This window comes from Vreelandella neptunia (assembly GCF_034479615.1).
Classification (GTDB): domain Bacteria; phylum Pseudomonadota; class Gammaproteobacteria; order Pseudomonadales; family Halomonadaceae; genus Vreelandella; species Vreelandella neptunia.
The window spans coordinates 4867209-4881938 of the sequence record NZ_CP140255.1 but is presented as its reverse complement, the minus strand read 5'-3'; the positions used below and the strand labels follow the sequence as shown (position 1 = coordinate 4881938).

The window sequence follows — 14730 nt, the reverse complement described above, 5'->3', positions numbered from 1 at the left end:
GCCAACGGTGCTTTCCGCGATGAGTGTCTCGACAAACCAATCGACACCTGATGTGTCGACCTTTCAAGGCTTGATCCTTGCTCTGCAGCAGTACTGGGCAGAACAGGGTTGCGTCATCCTGCAACCGCTCGATATGGAAGTCGGCGCGGGCACCTTTCACCCCGCCACCTTCCTGCGAGCGATTGGTCCCGAAAGCTGGAATGCTGCCTATGTACAGCCTTCCCGCCGCCCTACTGACGGCCGCTATGGCGAAAACCCTAACCGCCTCCAGCACTATTACCAATTCCAGGTAGTGATGAAGCCATCACCAAGCAACTTTCAGGATCTCTATCTGGGCTCACTCAAACGCCTGGGTCTCGATCCGCTGGTTCACGATGTGCGCTTTGTCGAAGATAACTGGGAATCCCCTACCCTCGGCGCCTGGGGCCTGGGCTGGGAAATCTGGTTAAACGGTATGGAAGTAACCCAGTTTACCTACTTTCAGCAGGCCGGTGGCATCGAATGCTACCCGGTCACCGGCGAACTGACCTATGGGCTTGAGCGTATCGCCATGTACCTGCAGGACGTCGACAGTGTTTATGACCTGGTTTGGGCCATTGCCCCCGATGGCAGCAAAGTGACTTATGGCGATGTTTATCTGCAAAACGAGCGTGAACAGTCCGCCTACAATTTCGAACATGCCGATGTTGACCAGCTATTTGCTAACTTTGACCACCAGGAAAAAGAGTGTGGCAAGCTGCTCGTCGCCAGCCTGCCGCTGCCGGCCTACGAACAAGTTCTGAAGGCATCGCACACATTCAACCTGTTGGATGCCCGTCACGCCATCTCGGTCACCGAGCGTCAGCGCTTTATACTGCGCGTTCGCACCATGGCCCGGGATGTCGCCACTGCTTACTTTGAGTCGCGTAAGGCCGAAGGTTTCCCCATGGCGCCAGAAATTCTTCGCCGAGAACTGTTACAAGAGCTACTCGCCGATCAGGGAGACGACTAATGGCTGTTAATACGCTTTTACTAGAACTCGGTGCAGAAGAGCTACCGCCCACGGCCCTGGACGCTCTTTCCGACGCCTTCGCCGCAAGCATTGAGAAAGGCCTGCAAGAAGCCGATGTTCCCTTCGCCAGCGTTACCGCTTTTGCGACGCCACGGCGTTTAGCGGTGCAGGTGCATGAACTGGCCGATAAACAGCCTGACCGTGACGTCGAGCGCCGTGGCCCGGCGCTGTCAGCTGCCTTTAAGGATGGCGTTGCCACTAAAGCCGCGGAAGGCTTTGCCCGCTCTTGCGGGGTGAGCGTCGACGAGCTAATTCATTTAGAAACCGATAAAGGTACTTGGTTAGGTTTCCGTGAGCAGCAGCAGGGAGAGTCAATTCAAGCACTGCTGCCCGAGATTATCCGCAAATCAATCAGCACCCTCCCCGTGCCTAAAAACATGCGCTGGGGCGCTTCACGGGTTGAATTTTCCCGCCCCGTACACTGGCTGGTAGCCATCTACGGTAGCGACGTAGTGGCCGCCGAGGCACTGGGTCTAGAGGCTAGCTGTACCACCTACGGACACCGCTTCCACGCCCCTGATGCCATTCAGCTGGCGCACGCCGATGAGTATGTGGCGACGCTGGAAAATGCCTATGTACTGGTGGATCGGGAACAGCGCCGCGAGCGCATCCGCGAACAGGTATTAGCAGAGGCCGAAGTGCAGGAGGCCAATGCGGTTATCGACGAAGAGCTTCTGGTAGAAGTGAGCGGCTTGGTGGAATGGCCAGTCGCCCTTACCGGTAGCTTCGATGAACGCTTTCTGGAAGTACCCGCCGAGTGCTTGATCTCCTCAATGCAGGCTAACCAAAAATATTTTCACCTGCTGGACGACGCGGGCAAGCTAAAACCGCTATTTATCACCGTTGCCAATATCGACAGCGCTGACCCCGACCAGGTCATTGCCGGTAATGAGAAAGTCATTCGCCCGCGCTTAGCCGATGCAGCGTTTTTCTACGATACCGACCGCAAGCGCACATTAGCCTCGCGCATACCGCAGTTAGAGAGCGTGGTATTCCAGCAGCAGCTTGGCACCCTGGCGGATAAAGCTCGCCGCAGTTCGGTTATTGCGACGTTTATTGCCGAGCGTATCAATGGCAACGAAGCTCACGCCCAGCGCGCCGTGGCGCTCGCCAAGTGTGACCTTGTGACTGAGATGGTGCTCGAATTCCCTGAGCTCCAGGGCATTATGGGACGCTACTATGCTCAGCAGGATGGCGAACCCGCGGAAGTTGCCCAAGCCCTTGAGGAGCAGTACCTGCCCCGCTTTGCAACTGATACGATTCCCCAAAGTGCTACAGGCAAAGCATTAGCCCTGGCGGATCGCCTGGATACCCTGGTAGGCATCTTCGGGATTGGCCAACGTCCAACCGGTGCGAAAGATCCTTTCGCGCTACGTCGCGCTTCGATTGGCGTGCTTAACATTCTGGTCAAAGGCGAGTTGGATCTTGACCTGCGCGAGCTGCTTACGGTTGCCTCTGAGCAGCACCAGGGCCTCCCCAAGGCTGAGGGATTGGTTGAGGACGTGCTGACGTACATGCTGGATCGCTTCCGCGCCTGGGGCCAGGAAGAAGGTATCAGCGCGGAGATGTACCTTGCCGTACGTGCACGCCCAGTCACAAACCCGCTCGACTTCGCTCGCCGCCTGCGCGCGGTGAAGGCCTTTGCTCAGCGTGACGAAGCATCAGCGCTGGCAGCTGCTAACAAGCGCGTTTCAAATATTTTAAGCAAGCAGGAGCATGACGGCAGCACAGAGGTCAATCAACACTTGCTGCAGGAAGATGCCGAGCGGGCACTGTTCGACGCTGTGAAAGGTAGCCAAGCACAGGTGGCACCACTATTTGCTGCGGGTGACTACCAGCGTGCACTCGACGCACTTGCCACACTACGCGATCCAGTGGATGCCTTCTTTGATCAGGTGATGGTGATGGCGGACGACCCGGCTATTCAGCGTAATCGATTGGCGCTTCTTGCTAGCCTTCAAGCGCTGTTTTTAGAAGTCGCCGATATATCGCTGCTCCCTCAGTAGTCGTCGACTAATTTTTTCGCAACCCAAGCCCAGCCCTACCGGCTGGGCTTTTTACTGCTTGGGGTATAGATGTTTCACGTGAAACATCTTTGCTAGATCGGGGTAAAATATTCATTCATCTCGCGGGCAGCATGCATCGCCGGCAACCGTACCAATAGGATCACTATGCTAAGTGCAGATAACCTTGTCATCTTGGATCGAGACGGCGTCATCAACCATGACTCTGATAACTACATCAAATCTCTCGACGAGTGGGTGCCCTACCCCTCTTCAGTCACTGCCATTGCCCGCCTCACTCGCACGGGATACACCGTTGCCGTCGCAACGAATCAATCAGGCATTGCCCGAGGCTATTATGATGAAGCAACCCTCCATGCGATGCATGAACACTTAATTTCGTTAGTAGAAGCGGAAGGCGGGCATATTGCTCATATTGCTTACTGCCCCCATGTGCCAAATGATAATTGCCAATGCCGTAAACCATTGCCAGGAATGCTAATACAGATCCAGCAGATCCTGGGGCTAGAAAGTTTAACGGGAAGCTGGATGGTCGGAGATAGTCTACGGGATATTCAGGCGGGCGAGGCAGTAGGCTGTAAAACAGCGCTAGTGAGAACCGGAAAAGGAGTTAAGACGGAGCAAAAAGGCGTTGGCCTTGAAAAAACCAAGGTCTTCGATGATTTAGCGCAATTTGTTGAGTGGCTCATTAAATAGCTAAACGACACCGAGTTGAAGAGTTATAACCGCTTTATGTTGCCTGCGAAACTTTGCCTAAAAGGAACTACCCTCTCCTGCTAAAGCATGCTGCTAATTTACTTACCAATAAAAGCGCCGCTATGGAATACATAGCGGCGCTTTTCATAGTGACATTAAATCATGTTAAGGCAAGACTCGTTAACGTAGTGTTTCACGTGAAACACTTGCTAGCACATCCATATCTTACACGTCTAAATTCGCCACCAGTGCGTTGGTCTCAATAAAGTCACGACGCGGCTCAACGTCATCACCCATCAGGGTGTTGAACATCATATCAGCCCCCACGGCATCTTCAATCGTCACCCGCAGCATGCGGCGGCTATCGGGATCCATGGTGGTATCCCAGAGCTGATCTGGGTTCATTTCACCCAAGCCCTTATAACGCTGCACAGATAGCCCACGCTGGCCCTCTTGCATTAGCCATGCCAGCACTTCTGAGAAGTGCGACACAGGCTTCTGACGCTCACCACGGGCAATAAAGGCGCCCTCTTCCAGAAAGCCATCCAGGGTTTCGCCCAGCTCAGCGATACCGCGATAGTCGGCACTTTCAAAGAAATCGAGACCCCACCTATACTCAGTCGTCACACCGTGAGCAACCAGCGAGACGGTGGGTAGGAAAAGTCCACGCTCAGAATCTTCTTGAAGATGGAAGTGGTAACGAGGCCCGCCTTCATAGGCAACCATATCATCCATTATCTTCTGGAGTTCATCAATCCAGTTCTGCATGGTCACACGGTCTTTCAGGCTCTCTTCACCCTTCAGTGCCGAAGCATGAACGATTTGCTTAAGCACTTCATTGGGATATACCCGCGACAAGCGATCAATCCGCTTCATCACATTGCGGTACTGGTTCACTAACGCTTCAAGCTGCGAACCGGAAATACCTGGTGCATTCGCGTTAACATGCAGGCCTGCACCATCCAAGGCCGTGGTGGTTAAATAATCCACCATTGCCTGTTCATCTTTCAGGTAAAGCTCTTGCTTGCCGCGCTTAATTTTATAAAGGGGTGGTTGCGCGATAAAGATATGACCACGCTCTATCAACTCCGGCATCTGACGGAAGAAGAACGTCAACAGCAGCGTTCGAATGTGCGAACCATCGACATCGGCATCGGTCATGATAATAACCGAGTGGTAACGCAACTTATCAGGATTAAACTCTTCACGGCCAATACCACAGCCCAGCGCCGTGATTAGCGTGCCCACCTCTGCAGAGGAGAGCATTTTATCAAAACGCGCTTTTTCAACGTTCAGGATTTTACCTTTGAGCGGCAAAATAGCCTGAGTACGGCGGTCGCGGCCCTGTTTGGCACTGCCACCTGCCGAGTCACCCTCCACCAAGTAAAGCTCTGACTGGCTGGGGTCTTTTTCTTGGCAATCCGCCAACTTGCCAGGTAAACCGGCAATATCCAACGCGCCTTTACGGCGGGTCATATCCCGCGCTTTGCGTGCTGCCTCACGTGCGCGGGCGGCATCCAGCATCTTATTAACGATCGCTTTGGCTTCATTAGGCTTTTCAACAAGATACTCGGAAAAGAGACGGCTCATTTCCTGCTCAACTGCTGTCTTCACTTCGCTGGAGACTAGCTTATCTTTTGTTTGAGACGAAAACTTAGGATCCGGAACCTTAACTGAAATAATAGCCGTTAGCCCCTCACGAGCATCATCGCCCGTGGTATTCACCTTGGCTTTTTTCAGCAGGTTTTCAGCTTCAATATAGTTATTGAGCGTACGGGTAAGACCTGCCCGGAACCCCGCCAAGTGCGCGCCGCCGTCTCGCTGAGGAATATTATTGGTATAGCAGAAAATGTTTTCAGTGAAGGCTTCGCTCCACTGCATGGCTACCTCTACTTCAACGCCATCATCACGAACAGCGTTAAAGTGGAATACTGGGTTAATCACACTTTTATTGGTATTGAGGTGATCAACAAAAGCTCTCAAACCACCTTCGTAGTGAAACAGCTCCTCTTTGCCGCTGCGCTCATCCAGCAAGCGGATAGCCACACCGGAGTTCAAGAAGGAGAGTTCGCGTAGCCGTTTGGCTAAAATATCAAAATGGAACTCGATATTACCAAAGGTTTCTGGCGATGGGCGAAAGTGAACCCGGGTACCGCTTTTTTCGGTTTTGCCCACAACGCCCAGTGGCGCTTGAGGAACACCGTGACGGTACATTTGTTCGAATACTTCACCCTGACGCCAAATCGTTAGGCGCAGCTCAGCGGAAAGCGCATTGACAACAGAGACACCGACGCCGTGCAAACCACCGGAAACCTTGTAGGAGTTATCATCGAATTTACCGCCTGCGTGCAGAACCGTCATAATAACTTCTGCAGCGGAAACACCTTCCCCTTCATGAAGCTCGGTAGGTACGCCACGGCCGTTATCACTCACGGTGACCGACTCATCCGGGTGGATGACAACGCGAATTTCACTGCAATGCCCAGCCAATGCTTCGTCGATGGAGTTATCCACCAATTCGAAAACCATGTGGTGGAGACCAGTACCGTCGTCAGTGTCACCAATATACATTCCTGGCCGCTTACGTACCGCGTCCAGTCCCTTGAGCACCTTGATGCTTGATGAATCGTAAGCCTGCTCGCTCATTGACCACTCCGTTGTGAAGTCTGTCTCATCCTGTATCGTCCTACCCTTTCTGCATTAGTCGGCTTTCTCTAAATCACTAAGCCCCTCTTTGCCATGTTTCACGTGAAACATTTTTACAGGGGTATCAGTGCGCCAGGCATTCTTTAATGCAGAAGGTTCGACACTGGTAATAAATGCTTGGCACTGCATATCTTCCAGTAAACCACAAAACTGGTAACGATTTTGCTCGTCAAGTTCTGCGGGCAAATCGTCGATAAGATAAATACAGTGCCGCTGTGCTGTTCTTTCCAGAAACCGCCCTTGGGCAAGCTTTAATGCACTCACCACTAACTTTTGCTGGCCTCTGGAAAGCACTTCTACAGCAGGCTGTTTGTTTATCCTGATACGTAAGTCAGCGCGCTGCGGTCCTTGCTGAGTAAACCCCATCTGCTGATCAGTTGGTCGACTATCATGTAACACCGCTGCAAGAGATCGATCTTTATCCCAACCTCTAGCGTAGTGAAGCGACAATCCCGGCAAGGGAAGCAACACCTTAAGGGTCTCTTCAAAGACGGGCAAAAAATCACTAAACCAAGCACGGCGCAACGTATCCATCTGTTCACCCCAAGTGGCTAGCTCCTGCTCCCACACCACCATTTCCTGAGGCTGTATTCTACCACGCCTGAGAAGTGCATTCCGATGTTTCAACGCACGTCGTGTGCGCTTCCAGATGGCTAAAAAGTCATGTTTCACGTGAAACACGCCCCAGTCGAGAAACTCACGACGTCCGGCTGGAGAACCTTCCAGCAATCGAAAAGCATCAGGGTTAATTAATTGAAGTGGCATCGCCTCTACCAACTCCGCCAACCGAGCGTTTTTATCACCCTTTAAACGCAGTTCCAGCTCTCTCTGAGCACGCAAACGGCGCACACCAAGGGTAACCTCAGGCTCGCCACTTAACCGTCCATACAGCGTCATATACGGCTTATCCGTTTGAATGGCGTGTTTTAACTGACGAGTGCGAAAAGAGCGCCCCATGCCTAGGATATGCACCCCCTCCAACAGGCTGGTTTTGCCGCTGCCATTAGCACCGCTAATGACATTGATATGCGAAGAGGGTGTTATCTCAACGGGTTGGAGATTGCGCAAAGCGTGGAAATTAAGCAGTGTCAGGCTCATCCTATTATCACCACTTAAAATATCCTCGAAAAAAGGGAGTATACCAACGCGTTAGCGGCGCTTCTGCTACCAGAAGCGCCGCTAACGTAGCTTGCTTACGTATTGCTACTACACACCCAAAGCGTTTACAGGCGCATCGGCATAACGACATAAAGTGCATCACCGCCGCCGGGCTCTTCCAGCAGCGCGCTACTGTTGGGGTCGGCCAGGGTAATCTGCACGCGCTCCTCATTTAGCACTGTCAGCACATCAACTAAATAGCCGACGTTAAAACCAACTTCCATTGCCCCGCCATTATACTCAACAGCGATATTCTCCTCCGCTTCTTCCTGCTCGGGATTGTTGGCCATTACCTTAAGGTTGTTCTCCTCAAGATAAAGGCGCACGCCACGGTACTTCTCATTAGAGAGGATGGCAGTACGTGAAAGTACTTGGCGAAGCTCCGCGCGCTCGGCAATCAATACTTTATCGCCATTGCGCGGCACAACACGCTCATAATCAGGAAATTTACCGTCGATTAACTTGGAGGTGAAAGTAAAGTCACCGGTATGAGCACGCACATGGCTGGAGCCAAGCGTCAGGCTGACAGGCTCATCGCTATCGTCTAGCAAGCGCGACAGCTCTAGAATCCCCTTCCGAGGCACAATCAGCTTTTGAGACTGGCTAACAGAGACTTCGATTGGCCGCGAACACATCGCCAAGCGGTGCCCGTCTGTAGCGACCGTGCGAAGTAAATTGCTTTGAATTTCCAGCAACATACCGTTGAGGTAATAACGCACGTCTTGCTGCGCCATGGCAAACGAGGTCGCTTCAATCAGATGCTTCAAGGTTCCACGGGGTACACTAATCTCCTGGCTACCGTCCGCATCTTCAATATTGGGAAATTCAGCGACCGGGAGAGTCGACAACGTAAAACGGGAGCGACCACTGCGCAGTACCGCGCGGCCCTCTTCAACGGCAAGCTGAATATCAGACTGATCGGGCAATGATTTACAGATATCCATCAGCTTACGGGCGGGCACTGTCGCGGAGCCCGCCTGATCGACCTGGCTTGCCACTGTGCGGCCCACGAGCTCGACTTCTAAGTCAGTGCCGGTGAGCGATACCTGGTCACCCTCTACCTGAATCAGCACATTAGACAGTACTGGCAGCGTCTGACGGCGCTCAACAACACCAGCGACCAGAGTCAGCGGACGTAGCAGCGCCTCTCGGGAAATCGAAAATTTCATCAATACTCCGGTTCTATATCCTGAAAGACCTGCGCATAACAGGCCCGTCCCATGGGATGATTAACTGGTCAACAGGCGCAGTAAATTCTTGTAATCCTCACGAATATCCGCGCTCTCTTCCTGCAATGATTTCACTTTTCGGCAAGCATGCAACACCGTTGTGTGGTCACGCCCACCAAAGGCATCGCCAATCTCAGGCAAGCTGTGATTGGTGAGCTCTTTAGCGAGCGCCATCGCCACCTGACGAGGGCGGGCAACCGAGCGTGAACGGCGCTTGGAGAGTAGATCCGCCACCTTAATTTTGTAATATTCTGCGACCGTGCGCTGAATATTATCTACCCCTACCTGCTTATCCTGAAGCGCTAACAGGTCTTTTAGAGACTCACGAATAAAGTCCTGGGTAATCGTTTTACCCATGAAGTGCGAATCAGCAATGACCTTTTTCAGCGCACCTTCCAATTCGCGCACGTTGGAACGAATTTTCTGCGCAATGAAGAAAGCCGCATCATGAGGCAAATCGACCTTAGCTTGGTCGGCCTTTTTCATCAAGATGGCCACACGGGTTTCAAGCTCTGGCGGCTCTATCGCGACCGTAAGGCCCCAACCAAAGCGTGATTTCAGGCGCTCCTCTACCCCACTGATCTCTTTAGGATAGCGATCAGAGGTGAGAATCATTTGCTGACCACCTTCTAATAACGCATTGAAGGTATGAAAAAACTCTTCTTGAGACCGCTCTTTTCCAGCAAAAAACTGAATATCATCAATAAGTAACGCATCAACACTGCGATAAAAACGCTTAAAATCATTAATCGCATTAAGCTGGAGCGCTTTAACCATATCGGCGACAAACCGCTCTGAGTGCAGGTATACCACCCGGGCGTTCTCACGCCGGGTTGCCAATGCGTTCCCCACCGCATGCATTAAGTGGGTTTTACCCAGGCCTACACCACCGTATAAAAACAATGGGTTATAAGCACCGCCAGGATTTTCAGACACCTGGCGGGAGGCGGCGCGAGCCAATTGGTTCGATTTACCTTCTACAAACGTATCGAAAGTAAAATTCGGATTAAGCCCGCTGCCATGTTTCAGACTGCCTTCTACCTGTACCTGACGTTCATTATTACGTCGACTCGGCGCTTCATCGCGCAGTCTATCGATTTCGCGCTCATCGGCGATATCGCCGCGGGGCGGCGTATGTACCGCAGGCGATGCTGGCCGCGACGGTGAAGCCGATACAGGATTACCTAAATCACGATGCTGAGGGGCCTGGGTGGCCAAGCGGCGACTACCCACCGTCAGGCTTACCTTTGGCGGTTTGGCCGGTGCAAGTTCTCGCATCAGCTCACTAATCCGCTTGGCATACTTATCGCTCACCCAATCGCGCACAAAACGATTTGGCGCCAATAAGCGCAGCTCGTTGGACTCTCCTTCTTCTGCCTGCAGCGGGCGTATCCAGGTATTGAACTGCTGTGAATTCAGCTCATCCTGCAGGTTGTCCAGGCACTGTTGCCAAAGCGTCAGTGACACTCATCTCACCATCGGTTGAAAACGGCCGACCATTGTAGCGCCCAAAGCCTCGGTTATCCACACGGGTTTACCCCTCAATCTTGGCCTGTGGACAACTTACAGTGAGCCTATGGGAAAACCTTGTGGAGGGACGGGGACAATTGTTAAAAAGGTGTCTTATAAACGGGTTAATCACATCTAGCCAACACCTTGTGGACGGCTTATACGGGACTTACACACAGATTTTTTATTATCATAGGCCATTGAAAAGTAATAGTTAAACACACTTATCCACAAATAGTATCCCCACTATTAATAACAACAGGTTTAGAACTACCTATTAGTAATAATAGTGACTTCATTAATCGTTACTCTCAGCGTATTAAGCACGCTGGCTAAGGTGTGTTAACGCTTTTATGCAAGGAAAAATTGCACCGAGCAGAGGAAGTCTCTACAATTTCCGGTCTTGAATTGAATCTCCCCGGCTAGTTCCTCACTGGACCGGGCTTTTTGGAATTCACTTTCCGTCCTAAACCACGTGGGAATAACGAGTTATGAAACGCACTTTTCAACCTAGCGTTCTCAAGCGCAAGCGCGCGCATGGCTTCCGTGCTCGTATGGCAACCAAAAACGGTCGCGCCGTCCTCGCACGTCGCCGTGCCAAGGGCCGCAAGCGTCTGAGCGCCTGATCTCAGATTGCGTGTGCCGCAGCAAGGCTTTCCCCGGCAATTACGGTTACTAAATGCTGGGGATTTTAGTCACGTGTTTGAGCAAGCCGACCTAAAAGTGCATGGCAAAGGTATGATGGCGTTAGTTCGCTTAAGTACTCGGGGTCATCCCCGCCTTGGACTGGTGGTCAGCAAAAAAAATGTTAAACGCGCCGTAGATCGCAACCGTTTCAAGCGTCTGGTTCGAGAATCCGTTCGTCTTCGTCAAGATCGCCTGCCCTCAGTGGATATAGTGGTGCTTGCGCGACGCGGTGTTCAGGATATCGATAACGAGACTTTGCATCGCCAGTTACACGGCATGTGGAAACGACTACAGCGTGACGCACAGGCGGTGATCGCAGCACCAACGCCTAAGCGTGACACGTGACCTTTGGTGCACCCCTCGCCGCTCGACCTCGGCCTGCCAACTGGCAGGCTTTCGTGTGTCAAGAGTCGAGTAAATGACACTGCGCCATTAGCATGTTCACCACCCAGCGGGCAGAACCCTCATGGACGTAAAACGACTTTTATTACTGATTCCACTAGCCGTACTCGCTTACTTGCTAGTCGTCCAGTGGAATCAGGATTACGGGCAGCCGAATTACGATTCAGTGCCTGAAACGACGCAACGCAGCAATTCCACGTCTCCTAGCAATGCTGAAGATGGTGAAGGCGGCTTAGCAGTGCCAAGCGCGTCTTCACAGCAAAGTGCGGTAGGTGAAGGTATTCCTGATACCGAAAGCGATACATCAAGCCGCGACTTCATTGCCGTGACCACCGATGTTCTCGATGTGCGTATTGATCCACACGGTGGCGATATTGTTTATGCCGCGTTACCGCAGCACAAACTCTCCCTGGATTCAGACCGTAACTATGTGCTGTTATCCGATAACAGCAGCCGTAGCTACGTGGCTCGCTCAGGCCTGCAGCTCGATGGCCAAGCCAGCCGTATCGCGTTCACCCCTGAAAACTCTGAGTATCGTTTAGGCGATAACGATGATGAGCTAAGCGTTGATCTCACCGCTGATGTTAACGGCGTTGAGGTTATTAAACGGCTTACCTTTGAGCGCGGCAGCTATGCGGTCAACGTCAATTACTACTTGGCCAATAACACCGATGCACCCATTAGTGCGCGCTTTATTGGTCAGTTGGCACGCGACAATAGCCCTGACCCGTCAAGCGGTGTCTCTATGGGTATGAACTCCTATTTGGGGGCGGCTTACTCAACGCCTGATGCGCGCTACGAGAAGATCGACTTTGAGGATATTCAAAACCATAACTTTGAAAACCGTGAAGCACAGGGCGGCTGGATAGCCATTATTCAGCACTACTTTGTGTCAGCATGGGCGCCCCAGCAGGATCAGCAAAATCTTTTCTACGTCACTACCGACTCCAGTAATCGTAACGTCGTGGCCTTTGCTGGCCCCACCAACACAGTAGCCGTCGATAGTGAAACCACTCTAGGCGCCACTCTGTACGTGGGGCCAAAAGTGCAGGACTACTTGGAACAAGTCGCTCCTAACCTGCAATTAACTGTGGATTACGGCTGGTTATGGTTTATCGCTAACCCCCTCTTCTGGCTGCTGGATCATATCCACGATATCGTCGGCAACTGGGGTTGGTCGATTGTGCTGTTAACCGTGCTGGTTAAGACGGTGCTGTTCCCACTTTCCGCCAAAGCTTACAAATCCATGGGTCGGATGCGTAAATTGGGCCCGGAAATGCAGCGCCTGAAAGAGATGTATGGCGACGACCGGCAAAAAATGTCGCAAGAGATGATGAAGTTCTACCAGAAGGAGAAGATTAATCCGCTGGGGGGCTGTCTACCTATTGTGATTCAAATGCCTGTCTTCATCGCTCTCTACTGGATGTTGCTAGAGTCGGTTGAACTGCGTCACGCACCGTTCATCTTCTGGATTCAGGATCTATCGGTGAAGGATCCGTACTTCATTCTGCCGATTCTGATGGGTATTTCGATGTTCGTTCAGCAGATGTTGAACCCGACGCCTCCGGATCCTATGCAGGCGAAGATCATGAAGATGCTACCCATAATCTTTACTTTCTTCTTCCTGTGGTTTCCGGCCGGTCTGGTTATCTACTGGGTGGTCAACAACATCATTTCGGTGGCGCAGCAGTACTACATTACGCGCAAAATCGAAAATGATCCGAGTATCGGCAAAGGCATGAAAACCAAGTAGACTGCCTTTGTCATTGCCCTTCAGACCCCCGCCCCGAGCGGGGGTCTGGCGTTTTAAGGTCGACAAATCCAAACTATGTTGACCGATGCTAGACCGTTCAAATACTACTACTGCCAATTGACTAAGAGATTCACCATGGCCGAACGCCTCTACACGCCTGACACCATTGCGGCGCTGGCAACTCCCCCAGGGCGCGGCGGCGTGGGTATTATCCGCGTCTCCGGCCCCGCCTGCCGCGAAATCGCTCAAGCCATGGTTGGGCATTGCCCTGCCCCGCGATACGCTCACTACGGCCCCTTCCAAGGCGAAGAAGGGAGCATTGATGAAGGCATCGCCCTGTTCTTCAGTGGCCCCCATTCGTTTACCGGTGAAGACGTACTGGAGCTCCAGGGACACGGTGGCCCAATTATTATGGATATGTTGCTGGAGCGCTGTGTGGCCTTGGGTGCTCGTTTGGCGCGGCCAGGAGAGTTTTCCGAGCGGGCGTTTTTAAACGATAAACTCGACCTGGCCCAAGCAGAAGCCATTGCTGACCTCATTGATGCCACTTCACGCTCGGCGGCAGAAAACGCCGTGCGTTCGCTCCAGGGCGAGTTTTCAAAGCGCGTCTCTGCGCTGGTGGAGCGCTTGATCGAACTGCGTGTCTACGTTGAAGCGGCGATCGACTTCCCCGAAGAGGAGATCGACTTTCTTGCCGACGGTCACGTTGCCCAGCACTTAAGCAGCGTCCAGCAAGCGCTGAGCGACGTACGCCAGGCAGCAGGCCAAGGTGCACTGCTGCGCGAAGGGATGAGCGTGGTCATTGCCGGGCGGCCCAATGCGGGTAAGTCGAGCCTGCTAAATGCGCTGACCGAACAAGATACCGCCATTGTGACGGATATCGCGGGGACGACCCGGGACGTACTCCGTGAGCATATCCATATCGACGGTATGCCGCTGCATATTATCGACACCGCAGGATTGCGCGATACGCCCGATGCGGTGGAGAAAATTGGTGTCGCACGTGCCTGGGCCGAGATAGAGAAAGCCGACCGAGTGCTGCTACTCGTTGATGCCAGCACCACGGCTTCTACCGACCCCATGGCCATTTGGCCCGAGTTTGTCGCTCGCCTGCCCGACCAGACACGCTTAACCCTGGTACGTAATAAAATCGATACCAGTGCCGAACCGGCCGGTATTGATTTATCCACAACCACGCCAATCGTCAGGCTCTCGGCAAAAACCGGTACGGGTGTGGATAACTTAAAGGCTCATCTGAAGGATGTGATGGGCTTTGCCGCCACCACTGAGGGTCGCTTCTCCGCTCGCCGGCGCCACCTGGACGCCCTAGACCGTGCCATGGCAGCCCTTGATACCGGCCGCGCTCAGTTGGATGGCTATGGCGCAGGCGAACTGCTGGCGGAAGATTTGCGCGACGCCCAACAGGCCTTAGGCGAGATAACTGGCGAATTCAGCGCCGATGATTTACTGGGCGAGATTTTCGGCAGTTTTTGTATCGGTAAATAAAGCTACTTT

11 protein-coding genes are annotated in these 14730 nt (G+C 52.7%); 7 read left to right on the top strand and 4 right to left on the bottom strand.

The window, feature by feature from the left end:
* Nucleotides 1-19: 19 nt before the first annotated feature.
* The 3 genes from glyQ (at nucleotide 20) to gmhB (ending at nucleotide 3771) form a co-directional block, all read left to right on the top strand.
* Nucleotides 20-991, top strand: coding sequence for a glycine--tRNA ligase subunit alpha (gene glyQ / locus SR894_RS22580; protein ID WP_133733120.1), 972 nt, complete (start codon nucleotides 20-22; stop codon nucleotides 989-991).
* A complete protein-coding gene (gene glyS, locus SR894_RS22575; protein WP_223289079.1) occupies nucleotides 991-3057 on the top strand; it encodes a glycine--tRNA ligase subunit beta in 2067 nt (688 codons plus the stop codon). Before glyQ ends, glyS begins: the two co-directional genes overlap by 1 nt.
* A gap of 165 nt (nucleotides 3058-3222) precedes the next feature.
* Nucleotides 3223-3771, top strand: a complete 549-nt coding sequence (gmhB, locus tag SR894_RS22570; RefSeq protein WP_133733122.1) for a D-glycero-beta-D-manno-heptose 1,7-bisphosphate 7-phosphatase — start codon at nucleotides 3223-3225, stop codon at nucleotides 3769-3771.
* A gap of 225 nt (nucleotides 3772-3996) precedes the next feature.
* Here gmhB and gyrB read toward each other — a convergent pair whose 3' ends face one another.
* The 4 genes from gyrB to dnaA all read right to left on the bottom strand — a co-directional run bounded on the left by gyrB (nucleotide 3997) and on the right by dnaA (nucleotide 10331).
* Nucleotides 3997-6417: a DNA topoisomerase (ATP-hydrolyzing) subunit B gene (gene gyrB / locus SR894_RS22565; protein ID WP_133733123.1), complete on the bottom strand. Its 2421-nt coding sequence runs from the start codon at nucleotides 6415-6417 to the stop codon at nucleotides 3997-3999.
* Nucleotides 6418-6471: 54 nt separating this feature from the next.
* Complete coding sequence (gene recF / locus SR894_RS22560) at nucleotides 6472-7575, bottom strand: DNA replication/repair protein RecF (RefSeq protein WP_133733124.1); 1104 nt, start codon at nucleotides 7573-7575, stop codon at nucleotides 6472-6474.
* Between the two features lie 125 nt (nucleotides 7576-7700).
* Nucleotides 7701-8804 carry a DNA polymerase III subunit beta gene (dnaN, locus tag SR894_RS22555; RefSeq protein ID WP_133733125.1) on the bottom strand — a complete coding sequence of 368 codons (1104 nt, stop codon included), beginning with the start codon at nucleotides 8802-8804 and terminating at the stop codon, nucleotides 7701-7703.
* A gap of 60 nt (nucleotides 8805-8864) precedes the next feature.
* The gene (dnaA, locus tag SR894_RS22550; protein ID WP_035582418.1) at nucleotides 8865-10331 is read right to left on the bottom strand and encodes a chromosomal replication initiator protein DnaA; all 1467 of its coding nucleotides are present in this window, start codon (nucleotides 10329-10331) and stop codon (nucleotides 8865-8867) included.
* A gap of 533 nt (nucleotides 10332-10864) precedes the next feature.
* On the opposite strand from dnaA, the gene rpmH reads away from it, so the two are divergent.
* The 4 genes from rpmH (at nucleotide 10865) to mnmE (ending at nucleotide 14721) form a co-directional block, all read left to right on the top strand.
* Nucleotides 10865-10999 (top strand): 50S ribosomal protein L34, encoded by a 135-nt coding sequence (rpmH, locus tag SR894_RS22545; RefSeq protein WP_008959105.1) that lies wholly within the window; start codon nucleotides 10865-10867, stop codon nucleotides 10997-10999.
* Between the two features lie 13 nt (nucleotides 11000-11012).
* Complete coding sequence (rnpA, locus tag SR894_RS22540; RefSeq protein ID WP_223289078.1) at nucleotides 11013-11405, top strand: ribonuclease P protein component; 393 nt, start codon at nucleotides 11013-11015, stop codon at nucleotides 11403-11405.
* Between the two features lie 121 nt (nucleotides 11406-11526).
* Nucleotides 11527-13215: a membrane protein insertase YidC gene (gene yidC / locus SR894_RS22535; RefSeq protein ID WP_223289077.1), complete on the top strand. Its 1689-nt coding sequence runs from the start codon at nucleotides 11527-11529 to the stop codon at nucleotides 13213-13215.
* A gap of 135 nt (nucleotides 13216-13350) precedes the next feature.
* Nucleotides 13351-14721: a tRNA uridine-5-carboxymethylaminomethyl(34) synthesis GTPase MnmE gene (gene mnmE, locus SR894_RS22530; RefSeq protein WP_223289076.1), complete on the top strand. Its 1371-nt coding sequence runs from the start codon at nucleotides 13351-13353 to the stop codon at nucleotides 14719-14721.
* Nucleotides 14722-14730: the final 9 nt, after the last annotated feature.

What these genes read in the sequence shown, in the direction of transcription:
- glyQ (WP_133733120.1), top strand. Translation starts at nt 20, where the DNA reads ATGAGTGTCTCGACAAACCAATCGACACCTGATGTGTCGACCTTTCAA.
- rpmH (WP_008959105.1), top strand. Translation starts at nt 10,865, where the DNA reads ATGAAACGCACTTTTCAACCTAGCGTTCTCAAGCGCAAGCGCGCGCAT.
- gmhB (WP_133733122.1), top strand. Translation starts at nt 3,223, where the DNA reads ATGCTAAGTGCAGATAACCTTGTCATCTTGGATCGAGACGGCGTCATC.
- yidC (WP_223289077.1), top strand. Translation starts at nt 11,527, where the DNA reads ATGGACGTAAAACGACTTTTATTACTGATTCCACTAGCCGTACTCGCT.
- recF (WP_133733124.1), bottom strand. Translation starts at nt 7,575, where the DNA reads ATGAGCCTGACACTGCTTAATTTCCACGCTTTGCGCAATCTCCAACCC.
- gyrB (WP_133733123.1), bottom strand. Translation starts at nt 6,417, where the DNA reads ATGAGCGAGCAGGCTTACGATTCATCAAGCATCAAGGTGCTCAAGGGA.
- glyS (WP_223289079.1), top strand. Translation starts at nt 991, where the DNA reads ATGGCTGTTAATACGCTTTTACTAGAACTCGGTGCAGAAGAGCTACCG.
- mnmE (WP_223289076.1), top strand. Translation starts at nt 13,351, where the DNA reads ATGGCCGAACGCCTCTACACGCCTGACACCATTGCGGCGCTGGCAACT.
- dnaN (WP_133733125.1), bottom strand. Translation starts at nt 8,804, where the DNA reads ATGAAATTTTCGATTTCCCGAGAGGCGCTGCTACGTCCGCTGACTCTG.